General features: G+C 71.9%; 14 protein-coding genes. 10 read left to right on the top strand and 4 right to left on the bottom strand.

Annotated features, from left to right (window positions below; all coding sequences use genetic code 11):
- Window positions 1–13: 13 nt before the first annotated feature.
- Window positions 14–490 (bottom strand): MarR family winged helix-turn-helix transcriptional regulator, encoded by a 477-nt coding sequence (locus tag BJ965_RS19585; RefSeq protein ID WP_184909839.1) that lies wholly within the window; start codon window positions 488–490, stop codon window positions 14–16.
- A gap of 97 nt (window positions 491–587) precedes the next feature.
- On the opposite strand from BJ965_RS19585, the gene BJ965_RS19590 reads away from it, so the two are divergent.
- The 8 genes from BJ965_RS19590 to BJ965_RS19625 all read left to right on the top strand — a co-directional run bounded on the left by BJ965_RS19590 (window position 588) and on the right by BJ965_RS19625 (window position 10,867).
- Window positions 588–977: an HGxxPAAW family protein gene (locus BJ965_RS19590; protein WP_184909840.1), complete on the top strand. Its 390-nt coding sequence runs from the start codon at window positions 588–590 to the stop codon at window positions 975–977.
- A 291-nt stretch (window positions 978–1,268) separates the two neighbouring features.
- On the top strand, window positions 1,269–2,141 hold the full coding sequence (locus tag BJ965_RS19595) for a DUF2797 domain-containing protein (protein ID WP_184909841.1): 873 nt from the start codon (window positions 1,269–1,271) through the stop codon (window positions 2,139–2,141).
- Between the two features lie 151 nt (window positions 2,142–2,292).
- Window positions 2,293–3,033: a response regulator transcription factor gene (locus tag BJ965_RS19600; RefSeq protein ID WP_184909842.1), complete on the top strand. Its 741-nt coding sequence runs from the start codon at window positions 2,293–2,295 to the stop codon at window positions 3,031–3,033.
- Complete coding sequence (locus BJ965_RS19605; RefSeq protein WP_184909843.1) at window positions 3,030–4,637, top strand: sensor histidine kinase; 1,608 nt, start codon at window positions 3,030–3,032, stop codon at window positions 4,635–4,637. The genes BJ965_RS19600 and BJ965_RS19605 overlap by 4 nt, the downstream gene beginning before the upstream one ends.
- Window positions 4,638–4,651: 14 nt before the next feature.
- The gene (locus BJ965_RS19610) at window positions 4,652–6,118 is read left to right on the top strand and encodes a bifunctional glycosyltransferase family 2/GtrA family protein (RefSeq protein ID WP_184909844.1); all 1,467 of its coding nucleotides are present in this window, start codon (window positions 4,652–4,654) and stop codon (window positions 6,116–6,118) included.
- Window positions 6,115–8,310: an ArnT family glycosyltransferase gene (locus BJ965_RS19615; protein ID WP_184909845.1), complete on the top strand. Its 2,196-nt coding sequence runs from the start codon at window positions 6,115–6,117 to the stop codon at window positions 8,308–8,310. The genes BJ965_RS19610 and BJ965_RS19615 overlap by 4 nt, the downstream gene beginning before the upstream one ends.
- Before the next feature lie 106 nt (window positions 8,311–8,416).
- Complete coding sequence (locus BJ965_RS19620; RefSeq protein WP_184909846.1) at window positions 8,417–9,913, top strand: MFS transporter; 1,497 nt, start codon at window positions 8,417–8,419, stop codon at window positions 9,911–9,913.
- Window positions 9,914–10,051: 138 nt separating this feature from the next.
- Entirely contained in the window at window positions 10,052–10,867 is an 816-nt protein-coding gene (locus BJ965_RS19625) for a TetR/AcrR family transcriptional regulator (protein ID WP_184909847.1), read from the top strand.
- Window position 10,868: 1 nt separating this feature from the next.
- On the opposite strand, the gene BJ965_RS19630 is transcribed toward BJ965_RS19625, so the two are convergent.
- A complete protein-coding gene (locus tag BJ965_RS19630) occupies window positions 10,869–11,339 on the bottom strand; it encodes a PPOX class F420-dependent oxidoreductase (RefSeq protein WP_184909848.1) in 471 nt (156 codons plus the stop codon).
- Between the two features lie 10 nt (window positions 11,340–11,349).
- Window positions 11,350–11,643, bottom strand: coding sequence for an STAS domain-containing protein (locus BJ965_RS19635; protein WP_246547526.1), 294 nt, complete (start codon window positions 11,641–11,643; stop codon window positions 11,350–11,352).
- A gap of 276 nt (window positions 11,644–11,919) precedes the next feature.
- Here BJ965_RS19635 and BJ965_RS19640 point away from each other — a divergent pair, with 276 nt between their 5' ends.
- The gene (locus tag BJ965_RS19640; protein WP_184909850.1) at window positions 11,920–12,642 is read left to right on the top strand and encodes a GAF and ANTAR domain-containing protein; all 723 of its coding nucleotides are present in this window, start codon (window positions 11,920–11,922) and stop codon (window positions 12,640–12,642) included.
- A 57-nt stretch (window positions 12,643–12,699) separates the two neighbouring features.
- Window positions 12,700–13,401 (top strand): GAF and ANTAR domain-containing protein, encoded by a 702-nt coding sequence (locus BJ965_RS19645; RefSeq protein WP_184909851.1) that lies wholly within the window; start codon window positions 12,700–12,702, stop codon window positions 13,399–13,401.
- On the opposite strand, the gene BJ965_RS19650 is transcribed toward BJ965_RS19645, so the two are convergent.
- Window positions 13,384–14,205, bottom strand: coding sequence for a YceI family protein (locus tag BJ965_RS19650; protein ID WP_184909852.1), 822 nt, complete (start codon window positions 14,203–14,205; stop codon window positions 13,384–13,386). The two genes, BJ965_RS19645 and BJ965_RS19650, sit on opposite strands and share 18 nt — an antisense overlap.
- Window positions 14,206–14,278: the final 73 nt, after the last annotated feature.

Genomic DNA, 14,278 nt, shown 5'->3' on the forward strand with positions numbered 1-14,278 from the left:
CAGGGGCCCTGGTTCAGTCGGGGCGGCAGTGCTCCTCCAGGTAGGTCGCCGCCAGCGTGCTCGCGCGGGTGAACCAGTCGTGCAGGACCGCGACCTCCTCCGGGGAGTAGTCCGCGAAGAGGTGGGTGAGGCGGGCGTAGTACGGCTCGTAGACCTCCCGGACGCGGGCCACCGCCTCGGGCTGGGCCGCCACCCGGATGCGGCGGCGGTCCGCGGGGTCGGGGCGGCGGGTGATGTAGCCGGCGCGCTCCAGGCGGTTGAGGATGCCGGTGACCGCGCCGGTGGTGACATGGACGCGGGCCGCCAGATCGCCGGCCGTGGGGAGGTTCTCACCGGCCTCGATGACGTAGGCGAAGCAGGTGAGGTCCGTCACACTCAGACCCACCTGTTGGGCGATCTCGTGCTGTCCGACCAGGTGCGTCGCGATGAGCTGGTCCATCGCCGACAGTGCCTGCTCCGGTGTGGCGGCCGGACGAGGCTTCGCTTGCATTCCCAGATCCCTTAGTTCGTGAGATGTTTGGGCGATAAAAGTCTTAGCAGGTGAGGGGTTCGGCGGGTCGGAGTCCTCGGGCGCGAGGGAGTGACACGTGAGTGCACATCAGTATGACCACGGGCACACGGTCGCGGGCTGGGTCGGATGCGGCATCGCCACCGTCGGGGCCGGGGTGGCGGGGCTGGGGGTCTGCACCGTCTCCGGTGTGCTGATCGCGGGCGGGGCGGCGATCGGGGTCGTGAGTCTGCTCGTCACCTGGGCCCTGCATCTCTCCGGATGGGGGAAGGGGCCGGGCGTGCGGCCCCGGGCGGAGTGGGGGTGGCGGGTCCGGGACTCGGCGGCGCCGGGCGGGCACCAGGAGTGCCTGGGGTGCCGGCTGGCCGGGCGGGGTCGCGGCGCGTCCGCGGTGGTGCCGGTCATGCCGGCTCAGCGCGAGAGCGAGCCGGAGACCGTCGCCGCTGCCGGTGGCGATTCCGTGCGCTGAGACCGTCGCCGCTGCCGGTGGCGATTCCGTGCGCTGAGACCGTCGCCGCTGCCGGTGGCGATTCCGTGCGCTGAGACCGTCGCCGCTGCCGGTGGTGACTCCGCGAGCTGAGGCTTCTCCTCGCCCGTCGCCCCCCAAAGGTCTCCTCGCCGGTCGCCCCCCACCGGCCTTGCCACCGGTCGCCCCCCCACCGGCCTTCCCGCCGGTCGCCCCCCACCGGTCGCCCCCCACCGGCCGCCCCCACCGGCCGCCCTCCCCCGTTGTCAGTGGTGCCCCCTACGCTCGGCAGAGATGGCACAGGCGTGGAAGTGCTCGGGGCTGCGGTGGTCGGCGGATGGTCCCGTGCTGGTGTGGGACGGCGGGCGGCGCAGCGCGCTGACCTGGGGGAAACGCGTGACCTTCGGAGTCTCGGGAGGGGGTGCGCGCATCTGCGTGGGGGCTCGGGGGCACGCCTGCCCCGTGGGGGCCGCCGTGCCGGGGCGGAGTACGGGGGCGCGGTGCGAGGAGTGCGCGCGGCTGGACCGGGCGCACTCCGTGGCCGCGGACACCATCGCCGACGACCCCCGGCCGTACCACGTCTATCTCGCGTGGTTCGGACCCGGCATGGTCAAGGTCGGGATCACGGCCGAGGAGCGGGGCTCCGCCCGGCTGCTCGAGCAGGGCGCCGTCTGCTTCAGCTGGCTCGGCGTGGGTCCGCTCATGGCCGCGCGGCGTACGGAGGAGCTGCTCAGGGCGGCCCTGCGGGTACCCGACCGGATTCCGTACGCCGAGAAGCGGGCGGTGCGGGCCGCGCTGCCGGAGACCGCCGCCGACCGGGCCCGTGAGGTCGCCGAGCTGTATGAACGGGCGGTCGCTCTTCCCGCGTGGCCGGAGTCGCTCGTGCGGGAGCCGCTGCGGGTCGTCGATCACGTGGGGGTGTTCGGGCTGGCGGACGTGCCCGTCGCCATCGGCGGCGTGAGCGAGCTCGTCGCCGGGGGTGCGGTCGGCGGGGAGCTGGTCGCGGCCGCCGGGCCCGATCTGCACCTGGCCACCGGCGGCGGGGTCGTCGTGCTCGACACGCGGCTGATGACCGGATGGGCGCTGGTTCCCGCCACGGGAGACGAACTGACCGTGCCCGTAAGGCAGTTCAAGGAGGCGGCCGGCGTGCAGGACGGCCTGTTCTGACCCGCGCGGCTTGCCACGAGTTCCTGCGCGGTCGTGCCACGCGTTCCAGCGCGGCCTTCCCAGGAGCTCCCTGAGAAGCACCTGTGTGTTTCTCAGGGAAATCACAGGTTGCCGAAAGGGCGCTCTCAGAGGTCCTCGACATCGTGTTCACATGACCACGACCTCGCCCCAGGGGCGCACCGAACTGCTCAGGCCGGACGGGAGCCCAGTGCGCGTGCTGGTGGTGGACGACGAGCTGTCGATCACCGAGCTGCTGTCCATGGCCCTGCGGTACGAGGGATGGCAGATCCGGAGCGCCGGTGACGGCACGGGCGCGATCCAGGCCGCCCGCGACTTCCGGCCCGACGCCGTCGTCCTCGACATGATGCTGCCGGACATGGACGGGCTGGCCGTGCTCGGGCGGCTGCGCCGGGAACTGCCGGATGTGCCGGTGCTGTTCCTCACCGCCAAGGACGCCGTCGAGGACCGGATCGCCGGGCTGACGGCGGGCGGCGACGACTACGTCACCAAGCCGTTCAGCCTGGAGGAGGTCGTCGCCCGGCTGCGCGGGCTGATACGCCGCTCCGGTGCCGCCGACCGGCGCTCGGACTCCACGCTGGTCGTCGGCGACCTCACCCTCGACGAGGACAGCCACGAGGTGACCCGGGCCGGGAACAACATCCACCTGACCGCGACCGAGTTCGAGCTGCTGCGGTTCCTCATGCGCAACCCCCGCCGCGTGCTCAGCAAGGCCCAGATCCTCGACCGCGTGTGGTCGTACGACTTCGGCGGCCAGGCCAACGTCGTCGAGCTGTACATCTCCTATCTGCGGCGGAAGATCGACGCCGGGCGCGAACCGATGATCCACACACGCCGCGGCGCCGGGTACCTGATCAAGCCCGCGGCGTCATGAGCGGACGGCGGCGGCAGCGGACGCAGCAGCAGGCGGGCGGGCGGCGAAGAGGCAAGCCGCGCACGCTGCGGACGCGGCTCGTCGTCGCGTCCGTGGTGCTGATCGCCGTGGTGTGTGCGGTGATCGGGACGGTGACGACGCTGGCGCTCAGGTCCCACCTGTACGAGCAGCTGGACGGCCAGGTCGACGCGGCCGCGTCCAGGGCCGCGCAGAGCCCGCCCCTGGTGCCCGGCGAGGGCGGGGCCGACGGGCTCGCGAAGAACAAGGTGGAAAGCCTCACCGACTTCGTCACGAGGGGGCCGCAGCCGGGCGGTACGGTCGCCGCCAAGATCGAGGGCGGCCGGATCACGCAGTCCGTGTACGGCGTCTCCGAGGGCAATTACCAGATGACCTCACGGTCGTTGAACGCCGAGCAGAGAGCCGCCCTCGCTTCCGTGCCACAGACCGAGGGCCCGCCGCGAACCGTCGACATCCCCGGCCTCGGCGAGTACCGGGTCGAGTACAAGAGCGGTGACAAGGGCAGCTATTACGTGGCCATCCCGACCACGGACGTCACCAACACCGTCAACACCCTCATCCTGGTCGAGGTCTGCGTCACCGGCGCCGGTCTCGCCGCTGCCGGTCTCGCCGGGTTCGTGCTCGTCGGTGTCGCCACCCGCCCCCTGCGCCGCGTAGCCGCCACCGCCACCCGGGTCTCGGAACTGCCCCTGCACACCGGCGAGGTGAACCTGAGCGAGCGGGTCCCCGACTCCGAGACCGACCCGCACACCGAGGTCGGCCAGGTCGGCGCCGCGCTCAACCGGATGCTGGACCACGTCCACGCGGCGCTGCACGCACGGCAGCAGAGCGAGACCCGCGTCAGACAGTTCGTCGCCGACGCCAGCCACGAGCTGCGCACCCCCCTCTCCTCCATCCGCGGGTACGCCGAACTCACCCGGCGCGGCGGAGAGCAGGTCGGGCCCGACACCCGGCACGCCCTGGGCCGGATCGAGTCCGAGGCCGGCCGGATGAGCCTCCTCGTCGAGGATCTGCTGCTGCTCGCCCGGCTCGACGCCGGACGGCCGCTCCAGTTCGAGCAGACCGACCTCGTCCCGCTCGTCGTGGACACCGTCAGCGACGCCCGTGCGGCCGGCCAGGACCACAACTGGCGGCTCGACCTGCCCGACGAGCCCGCGCTCGTGTCGGCGGACGCGGCCCGGCTGCAACAGGTCCTGGTCAACCTGCTCGGCAACGCCCGAACCCACACCCCGCCCGGCACGACCGTCACCGCGCGGGTGCAGCGGCGCGACCGGTGGCTGTGCGTGGAGGTGGAGGACAACGGGCAGGGCATTCCCGCCGAGTTGCTCCCGCACGTCTTCGAGCGGTTCGCCCGAGGCGACTCCGCGCGCTCCCGCTCCACCGGTTCGACCGGTCTCGGCCTCGCCATCGTGCAGGCCGTGGCGACCGCGCACGGCGGTTCCGTGACCGTCGACAGCGTGCCAGGGCGGACCGTGTTCACGGTGCACCTGCCCACGCTGCCGCCCGAGCCGCGGCCGGACATGAGCCGGCAGCCGCACTCACAGGCACACCACAGCGTCACCACACGGGCGCGACAGGGCGCCTGACGAAAGTCGGTTCCATGCGAACCGACTCTTCTCCCGGCACCCTGCCGGCGCGGGAGCACCTCCCGGCCGCACCAGCCGGTACGCCTGTCCTGGACGTAGTGATCCCCGTCTACAACGAGGAGAAGGACCTCCAGCCGTGCGTCCGCAGACTGTACGAGCACCTCGACCGGACGTTCCCGTACGCGTTCCGCATCACGATCGCGGACAACGCCTCCACGGACACCACCCCGCAGGTGGCCGGGCGGCTGGCGGCTGAGATCCCCGAGGTCACCACCGTCCGCCTGGAACAGAAGGGGCGCGGCCGGGCCCTGCGGGCCGTCTGGTCGGCATCGGACGCCCCCGTCCTCGCCTACATGGACGTGGACCTGTCCACCGACCTCAACGCCCTGCTCCCGCTGGTGGCGCCGCTGATCTCCGGCCACTCGGACCTCGCGATCGGCTCCCGGCTGGCCCGCAGTTCGCGGGTGGTGCGCGGGCCCAAGCGGGAGTTCATCAGCCGGGCCTACAACCTCATCCTGCGCGGCTCGCTCCAGGCGCGGTTCTCCGACGCCCAGTGCGGCTTCAAGGCGATCCGCAGGGACGTGGCGCAGGTGCTGCTGCCGCTCGTCGAGGACACCGGCTGGTTCTTCGACACCGAGATGCTGGTGCTCGCCGAGCGTGCCGGGCTGCGGATCCACGAGGTGCCGGTCGACTGGGTCGACGACCCCGACTCGACCGTGCACATCGTCAGGACCGCGACCGACGACCTCAAGGGCGTGTGGCGGGTCGGCAGAGCCCTGGCCACCGGCTCGCTGCCGCTGGACCGGATCGCCCGGCCGTTCGGCGACGACCCGCGCGACCGTGACATCGAGGACGTGCCGAAGGGACTGGCCCGCCAGCTGGTCGGATTCTGCGTGGTCGGCGCCCTGTCCACCCTCTTCTACCTGCTGCTCTACAGCGGCCTCCGGGTCTTCTCCGGTTCCCAGACCGCCAACGCACTCGCTCTGCTGATCTCGGCGGTCGCCAACACCGCGGCCAACCGGCGGCTCACCTTCGGGGTGCGCGGGCGCGGCGGGGCCGTACGGCACCAGGCGCAGGGCCTGGTCGTCTTCGGCATCGGACTCGCCCTGACCAGCGGCTCGCTCGCGGCACTGAACGCGGCGACCTCCGAGCCCGCGCACTCCACCGAACTGGCCGTCCTCGTCGCGGCCAACCTCGCGGCGACCGTGCTGCGTTTCCTGCTCTTCCGGGCGTGGGTCTTCCCGGACCGGCGCGAGGACGACTCACCGCCGCCCGCCCCGTACAACACCCCGCCTCACAACACCCCGCCTCACGACACGGCCCCGTACGACACAGCCCCGTACGACCCGGCCCCGTACGAAGCCGCTCCCTACGTCACCACCTTCCGCGCCGGTGAAGCCGCGGACCGCACCTGGCCGGACGCCACCCTGCAACCGCAGCCGGCGCGCCCGCACGACTCCGATTCGAGGGACCTGCGATGACCGTCCACTTCGACCAGCCGACCACGGGCGGAGACGCGGGTCCGGGCAGCCGGACCCGCCCCGCGACGCCCGAACCGGCCCGTGCCTCCGGCGCCACCAAGCGGCCCTTCGTACGACGGCTGTGGCACGGCCGCCCCGAGGACCCCCGCTGGGCCCGCCCGGCCTTCCTCGCCCTGCTGCTGGTGACGGCCGTCCTCTACCTCTGCAACCTGAGCGCCTCCGGCTACGCCAACTCCTTCTACTCGGCGGCCGTACAGGCGGGCAGCGAATCCTGGAAGGCGTTCTTCTTCGGCTCGCTCGACGCGGCAAACGCCATCACCGTCGACAAGCCCCCGGCCGCCCTGTGGCCCATGGCCCTCTCCGTGCGGCTCTTCGGCCTCAGCTCCTGGGCGATCCTCGTGCCCGAGGTCCTCATGGGCGTCGGCACGGTGGCCGTCGTGTACGCGGCCGTGCGCCGCCGGTTCAGCCCGGCTGCCGGGCTGATAGCGGGCGCCGTGCTCGCGCTCACCCCCGTCGCGGCGCTGATGTTCCGCTTCAACAACCCCGACGCGATGCTGGCGCTGCTGATGGCGGCGGCCTGCTACTTCGTCGTCCGCGCCCTGGAGGACGGCCGCACCAAGTGGCTCCTGTGGGCCGGTGCCGCGATCGGCTTGGCCTTCCTCGCGAAGACGCTCCAGGCCTTCCTGATCCTTCCGCCGCTCGCCCTCGTCTACGGCGTCTGCGCCCCCGTGCCGGTGAAGAAGCGGATCGGCCAACTCGCCGCGGGGCTCGCCGCGATCGTCGTCTCCGGGGGCTGGTGGGTCGCGATCGTCGAACTCTGGCCCGCGTCCTCCCGCCCGTACATCGGCGGCTCGCAGAACAACAGCTTCCTGGAACTGACCTTCGGCTACAACGGCCTGGGCCGCCTCAACGGCGACGAGACCGGCAGCGTCGGAGGCGGCGGCGGGGGCGGCAACGGCGGCGGAGCCTGGGGCGAGACCGGCTGGGACCGGCTGTTCGGCTCCTCCATCGGCGGCCAGATCTCCTGGCTGATCCCGGCCGCGCTGATCCTGCTCGTCGCGGGCCTGGTGGCCACACGCAAGGCCGCCCGGACCTCGGCGACCCGGGGCGCGTTCCTGGTGTGGGGCGGCGCGCTGCTCACCACCATGCTGGTCTTCAGCTACATGCAGGGCATTTTCCACGAGTACTACACGGTCGCCCTCGCCCCCTACATCGCCCCGCTGGTCGGCATGGGCGCGGCGCTGCTCTGGGAGAAGCGGGACAAGGCGTGGGCGTCGCTGACCCTGGCCGCCGCGATGACGGCGACCGCGGCCTGGGGGTACGTCCTGCTCAACCGCTCCTCCGACTACCTGCCCTGGCTCAAGTGGCTGGTTCTGGTCGGCGGTCTGACGGCGGCCCTCGGCCTGATCTTCGCCGGGCGGCTGGGGCGCCGGCTGGCCCTTGGAGCGGCCGGGCTGGGCCTCGTCGCCGCGCTGGCCGGTCCGGCGGCGTACACCCTCACCACCGTGAACGAGGGGCACACCGGCTCGATCGTCACGGCGGGTCCGGCGGTCGCGGGCGGCCGAGGCGGCCCGGGCGGTGGCGGCATGCCGGGCGGAGGCGGCTTCCCCGGCGGCGGCCAGAACCAGCAGGGCCAGGGGCCGAACCAGCAGAACGGCACTGGCAACGGCAACGCCCAGGGTCGGCAGGGCAACGGCTTCCCCGGCGGAGGCGGCTTCCCCGGCGGCGGCCGGAACCAGCAGGGCCAGGGACAAGGCCAGGGCCAGCAGAACGGCGGTCGTACGGAAGGCATGGGCGGCATGGGCGGCGGCGTCGGCGGCCTGCTCAACGGCGCCGGCGTCGGCTCCGAGGCCAAGAAGCTGCTGGAGACCGACGCCGATCAGTACACCTGGGCCGCCGCGGCCATCGGTGCGCAGAACGCGGCGAGTTACCAGCTGTCCACCGGCGACCCGGTGATGGCCGTCGGCGGCTTCAACGGGACCGACCCGTCCCCGACCCTCGCCCAGTTCAAGCAGTACGTGGCGGACGGAAGAATCCACTACTTCATCGCCTCGGGAGGCATGGGCGGCGGCAGGGGCGGCAGCGGCGACGGCACCTCCTCCCAGATCACCTCCTGGGTCGAGGCCACCTTCAAGAAGGTCACGGTCGGTTCGGCCACGTTCTACGACCTCACGCAGAAGGCGAGCAGCTGACACGTCCCTGACCAGGCGAAGGGCGGTGGCCGAAAGCCACCGCCCTTCGCCGTCCCCGCCGAAACTCCGTTGTACGCCGTATAGGAGCTGTTCTACGGTGTACAGCATGACGACGTCCCCCCAGGAAACGGCCCTGCCGCACACCGCACCGGGCGGCCACCCCCAGCGCTGGCTGATCCTCGGTGTCATCTGTCTCGCGCAGCTCACCGTGCTGCTCGACAACACGATCCTCAACGTGGCCATCCCCTCGCTCACCCGCGAGATGGACGCCTCGACCGCCGACGTCCAGTGGATGATGAACGCGTACGCGCTGGTGCAGTCCGGCCTGCTGCTCACCGCCGGGAACGCCGCCGACCGCTACGGCCGCAAGCTGCTGCTGATGTCCGGCCTCGCGATCTTCGGCCTGGGCTCGCTCGCGGCCGGACTGTCCGAGAGCCCGGGCCAGCTGATCGCGGCCCGGGCGGGCATGGGCGTCGGCGGCGCGCTGCTGATGACCACGATCCTCGCCGTGGTCGTGCAGATCTTCGACGAACAGGAGCGCGTGAAGGCCATCGCGCTGTGGTCGACGGTCAGTTCGCTCGGGTTCGCCGCCGGCCCGCTGATCGGCGGCGTGATGCTGAACCACTTCTGGTGGGGCGCGATCTTCCTGATCAACATTCCGGTCGCCCTGCTCGGCCTGGTCGCGGTCGCCGCCCTGGTGCCGGAGTCCAGGCACAAGGCCGGGGACCGGCCCGACCTGGTCGGCGCCGTGCTGTCGACCATCGGCATGACGGCCGTGGTGTACGCGATCATCACCGGGCCCGAGCACGGCTGGACCTCCGCGCAGGTGCTGGTCTCGGCGCTGATCGGCGTGGTCGTGCTCGGTCTGTTCGTGCTGTGGGAGCTGCGGACCGAGCACCCGATGCTCGACATGCACTTCTTCCGCAACCAGAAGTTCGTGGGCGCGGTCGCGGGCACGATCCTCGTGGCGTTCGGTATGACGGGGTCGCTGTTCCTGCTCACGCAGCACCTCCAGTTCGTGCTCGGGTACGAGCCGCTGGACGCCGGGCTGCGGACGGCGCCGCTGGCGCTGACCGTCGTCGCGCTCAACTTCACGGGGGTCGGGGCGAAGGTGGTGCTGAAGGCGGGGACGCCGGCGGCGATCGCGCTCGGCATGACGCTGGTGTCCGCCGGGCTCGCGGCGATCGCGCTGCTCGGGGGGCACGGGTACGGCGGCATGCTGCTCGGGCTGATCGTGATGGGCGCGGGTGTGGCCCTGTCCATGCCGGCGATGGCCAACGCGATCATGGGCGCGATACCGCCGGAGAAGGCGGGTGTGGGAGCGGGGATCAACGGAACGCTGGCGGAGTTCGGCAACGGGCTGGGCGTCGCCGTCCTCGGCGCCGTGCTCAACTCCCGGTTCGCGTCGCTGGTGGCCGTGTCCGCGGCGTCCTTGCCGGCGGCGCTGGCGGCGGCCGACTCGGCCGAGGAGAAGGCCAGGATCTCCGACGCGTTCGCCTCCGGGCTGGAGACCAGTCAGCTGGTGGGCGCGGTTGCCGTGCTGGCCGGTGGACTGGTCGCGGCGGCGTTGCTTCGGCGTGCTGAGCGGGCAGAGTCTGCCTAGGGGATCGGGCGGCCGGGGCGGTGGGCGGCCGCGGGTTGTGGCTGCTCGCGCCCCCGCGGCGGAGCCGCGCGATGACACTGCCCAGCGCCCCGAGGGCGCCTGGCATGATCGGCAGCAAGAGGTCGAGGAAGGTGCGCCATGGCGAAGACAGCCGAGAAGGCCGCGCGGTCCAGCGTCTGGCTGGAGGGCAAGGCGCACCGGCGGCGCGGGGGCGGGCAGCCCTCGGGGCTGGACCGTGACCGGATCATCGAGGTCACCGTGCGTCTGCTGGACGCCGAGGGGCTGCCGAAGTTCTCCATGCGGCGGCTGGCCGGCGAGCTGAACGTCACGGCGATGTCCGTCTACTGGTACGTCGACACCAAGGACGACCTGCTCGAACTCGCCCTGGACGCGGCCATGGGCGAGATGTCCCTGCCCGATCCGGAGGCCGCCGACGCTGATTGGCGCGACCAGATGCGGGCGCTGGCCCGTGAGTACCGGACCCTGCTGGTGCGTCACCCCTGGGTGTCCGCGCTGGTCGGCACCTTCCTCAACATCGGCCCGAACAACCTGGCCTTCTCCAGGGTCGTACAGCGCGTCATGCGCAGGACGGGGCTGCCCGCGAAACGGCTGACGAGCGGGATCTCGGCCGTCTTCCAGTTCGTCTACGGCTACGGCACGCTCGAGGGCCACCTCTCCACCCGGTCCGCCGCCGTCGGCATGACCATGGACGAGTATTTCCAGGACGCCGTGAGCACGGTGACCGAGGCCCCGCAGGCCGCGGACGTCATGCGGGAGTCGCAGAAGCTCATGGCGGCGCGCGGCGGCGACACGGTCGCCGAGATGCTGGAGCGCGACTTCGAGTTCGCGCTGGAACTGCTGATCGCGGGCATCGAGGCGATGGTCGCCCTCAAGGGCGGAGCCTCCAGTGAGGAAGAAGCCCCTGGGGAGGCAGAAGCCCCCGGGGCGAACTGACCTACTCCCCCTCCACCAGCCGCGCCGGGAACCCCCCGGTCGCCACCGGCCCCCACCGCTCCGGCGTGATCCGGATGATCGACTTGCCCTGCTTGAGCATGGCCGCGCGGTACTCGTCCCAGTCGGGGTGCTCCCCGGCGATGTTCCGGTAGTACTCCACGAGCGGTTCGACGGAGTCGGGGGAGTCGATGATCTCGGCCGTGCCGTCGATCTGCACCCAGGGGCCGTTCCAGTCGTCGCTGAGCACGAGCAGGCTCACGCGCGGGTCCCGCTTGGCATTGCGGGTCTTGGCGCGCTCCGGGTAGGTGGAGACCACGATCCGGCCGGAGTCGTCGACACCGCAGGTCAGCGGGGAGCCCTGGGGACCGCCGTCGGTCCGCCGGGTCAGCAGGATCGCGTGGTGCCGGGGGCGTACGAAGTCGAGCAACTCGTCGAGGGAGACACGGGTGTTCGTCGCGATGTTCGGTGCCATGGGCCGCAGCCTACGACGCCAGGGCTTCGGCGAGGTTGTCGTACACGGGGACGTCCCGGCGCATGCCCGTCAGCTCCAGGACGCGGCTGGTGACGCCTTCCGGCCGGGCCACCAGACGCACCGCGGCCCCGGGGCGCAGCAGGCGTCGTACGTCGTTGATGAGGCGGACACCCTGAGAGTCCATGAACGACGTCGTGGTCAGGTCGAGGACGAGGACCTCGAGCCGGTCGCCACGGGCGCGGACCGCGGACATGAGGAGCGGCAGCAGCTCCGCCGCGTTGCAGTAGTCGATCTCGGCGGGCATCGTGAGGTGGACGCGACCGGGGAGGTCGCGCTGATCTGTGGGATTCGTGAAGAAGGTCACGGCACTCACCTGGCAGACGTTCGTCCGGATTCCGGTAAGGCCGCTTCCTGACCCGCGGTGCCATTCCACCATGCGGGGGGCGGGTGGTGGAAGCGCCCGTGGCGGCGTCGGCCGGACGTCACTTGGAGGCAACCGAGCAGTTAGAGTGCTGTCCGTCCTGTGCTCGCAGTCGGGAATGTGCTGCGGAGCTCTCCTGCGCACGGCCGTTGGCCGTGCATGCCGAAGAGGTTCGTGGTGGCTGCGTCCGAGTTTCCTGATTTGCCCCGTTTTCCGGTCGGCTCCGAGCTGGCCGAAGCGCTGACGGTGGCGTCGCAGCAACTGCACGAGACCCTCACACCCCACAGCACGCTGCGCACCGCGGTCCGGCTGGCCGTGCATCTCATGCCGGGCGCCGAACACGCCGGCATCTCCGTGATCGAACGCGGCAACAAGATCCGCACGCTCGCCTGGACCGACGAGCTCGTGCGCTCCGCCGAATCCCGGCACACCGGCCGTGAACAGCACGGGCTGTGGGAGCAGTTGTGGAGCAGCCCGGTCGCGCGGATAACGGACAGCGAGGCGGACGACGGCTGGGACGTGCTGGCGGCCCTGGGCCTGCGCTCGGCACTGTCGCTGCGGCTGCGCGCCGACCGGCGCCGGCTGACCGTCCTCACGGCCTACGCGCGCAAACCGGGCGCCTTCGACGAGGAGGCCACGCGCGTCGGCCGGCTGTTCAGCGCGCACGTCAGCATCGCCCTGGACTCCGCGACCGTACGCGAGCAGCTCACCGAGGCCATGCACACCAGGGACCTGATCGGCCAGGCCACCGGCATTCTCATGGAGCGCCAGGGCATCGACGCGGCCGCGGCCTTCGAGAGCCTGGTACGGGCCTCCCAGCGGGAGAACGTGAAGCTGCGCGAACTGGCCCGCCGGATCGTGGGGGCTCACAACACCCCCTGAGGTGAGGTGAATTACGTCGGTGGCGTGTATGGCCGGTGACGGGATACCCGTACGGCCATGAGCTCCGAGACGTCCGACACGCTGGACCAGGCGATGGTGCGCAGCAGTGGTCTCGACACGCTGCTGCGCGATCTGACCGACCGCGCGGTGCAGGAGGTGCGCGGCGCCGACGCCTGCAGCATCACCGTGCGCCGCGCCGGCCGGCTGCTCACCCTGGCCGGCAGCGACGGCATGCCCAGCGGCCTGGACCTGCGTCAGTACGAGAACGGCTCGGGGCCCTGCGTCGACGCCGCCGAGACCGGCGAGGAGCAGTACGCCCCGGATCTGGCCGAGGAGTCGCGCTGGCCCTCGTTCACGGAGTACGCGCTGTCCGCGGGCGTCCGCTGTGTGCTGGCGGTGCCGGTCGCCGTCGAGGGCGAGAGCGGCGCCGCGATCAACTTCTACGGGGTGCGGGCCGGAGCGCTGGGCACGGGCCGGGACGCGGCCCGTGCCTTCGCGGCCCGGTCCGGGGACGCGATCGACGTGGCGCTGCGGATCGAGCGCCGGCGCCAGTCGGCGGCCGATGTGCGCACCGCGCTGCTCTCCCGCAGCGTCATCGACCAGGCGATCGGGATCCTGATGGCCCGGGAACGGATCGACGCGCGGATCGCGCTGGAGCGGCTGCGCCGGGTCTCGCAGGACCGGAACGTCAAGCTCCGGGACCTGTGCGGCCAGTTGGTGGCGAGAGTGTCCGCCCCGGACTCACGCCGGGGGAAGTGACTCGCCCTGCACGGCCTGGATGTCCAGCTCCACCTTGAGCGTCGTGCCGATGGCGGCGATGCCGGCCTGGAGGACCTGGTTGTAGTTCATCGCGAAGTCCTCGCGGTGCAGTTCGGTCGTCGCGCGGAACGCCGCGCGGGTGCCGCCCCACGGGTCCGGACCCGTGCCTAGACAGGCCAGGTCGAGGTCCACGGCCCGTACCACCCCGTGCATGCCGAGCTCGCCGTGGACGGTCCACCGGTCGGACCCGGTTGCCGTCAGCCCCGTCGACCGGAAGGTGATCTCCGGGAACCGCTCGACGTCCAGGAAGTCCGGCGACTTCAGGTGCCCGTCGCGCATGCCGTTGCCGGTGTCGATGGACGCGGCCCGGATCACCGCCTCCACACGCGACTTGGCGACGTCGTCCGGGGCGATCTCGATCGAGCCGGAGAACTCCGTGAACCGGCCGTGCACGCTGGAGATGCCCAGGTGCTGGGCCACGGCGGCCACGCTGGAGTGCACCGGGTCGACGGTCCATGGCCCGGGCGGCGGCAGCTCGGTACCGCCCTGCCGCGCCAGCGTCACCGGCCCGACCTCGGCCCGTCCGCTCGCGGTCACGATCACGCTGGAGGCCGCGGGCGCATAGCCCACCGCCGTGACGATGACGGTGTACGCCCCCGGCTCCATCGGCGTCGCGTCCCGTACGGCGCCCTCCGCGTCGGCCTCGGCCCGCAGCACCTGCGCACCGGTCATGTCCGCCACCGTGACGACCGCGTGCGACACGGCCCATCCGTCCCGGGTACGGATCCTCGCGGTCAGTCCCATCTCAGCTACTCCTCGGAAAGAAACCGGCCCGCGACAGGGGGCGCACCTCCGCTTGGAGCGCGCCCACCTGTCA

Source organism: Streptomyces luteogriseus, from assembly GCF_014205055.1.
Classification (GTDB): Bacteria; Actinomycetota; Actinomycetes; order Streptomycetales; family Streptomycetaceae; genus Streptomyces; species Streptomyces luteogriseus.

Bases quoted from the DNA above. Each gene is read 5' to 3' on its own strand.
- BJ965_RS19585 (WP_184909839.1), bottom strand. From the start codon at position 490: ATGCAAGCGAAGCCTCGTCCGGCCGCCACACCGGAGCAGGCACTGTCG.
- BJ965_RS19595 (WP_184909841.1), top strand. From the start codon at position 1,269: ATGGCACAGGCGTGGAAGTGCTCGGGGCTGCGGTGGTCGGCGGATGGT.
- BJ965_RS19600 (WP_184909842.1), top strand. From the start codon at position 2,293: ATGACCACGACCTCGCCCCAGGGGCGCACCGAACTGCTCAGGCCGGAC.
- BJ965_RS19605 (WP_184909843.1), top strand. From the start codon at position 3,030: ATGAGCGGACGGCGGCGGCAGCGGACGCAGCAGCAGGCGGGCGGGCGG.
- BJ965_RS19610 (WP_184909844.1), top strand. From the start codon at position 4,652: ATGCGAACCGACTCTTCTCCCGGCACCCTGCCGGCGCGGGAGCACCTC.
- BJ965_RS19615 (WP_184909845.1), top strand. From the start codon at position 6,115: ATGACCGTCCACTTCGACCAGCCGACCACGGGCGGAGACGCGGGTCCG.
- BJ965_RS19620 (WP_184909846.1), top strand. From the start codon at position 8,417: ATGACGACGTCCCCCCAGGAAACGGCCCTGCCGCACACCGCACCGGGC.
- BJ965_RS19625 (WP_184909847.1), top strand. From the start codon at position 10,052: ATGGCGAAGACAGCCGAGAAGGCCGCGCGGTCCAGCGTCTGGCTGGAG.
- BJ965_RS19630 (WP_184909848.1), bottom strand. From the start codon at position 11,339: ATGGCACCGAACATCGCGACGAACACCCGTGTCTCCCTCGACGAGTTG.
- BJ965_RS19635 (WP_246547526.1), bottom strand. From the start codon at position 11,643: ATGCCCGCCGAGATCGACTACTGCAACGCGGCGGAGCTGCTGCCGCTC.
- BJ965_RS19640 (WP_184909850.1), top strand. From the start codon at position 11,920: ATGCCGAAGAGGTTCGTGGTGGCTGCGTCCGAGTTTCCTGATTTGCCC.
- BJ965_RS19645 (WP_184909851.1), top strand. From the start codon at position 12,700: ATGAGCTCCGAGACGTCCGACACGCTGGACCAGGCGATGGTGCGCAGC.
- BJ965_RS19650 (WP_184909852.1), bottom strand. From the start codon at position 14,205: ATGGGACTGACCGCGAGGATCCGTACCCGGGACGGATGGGCCGTGTCG.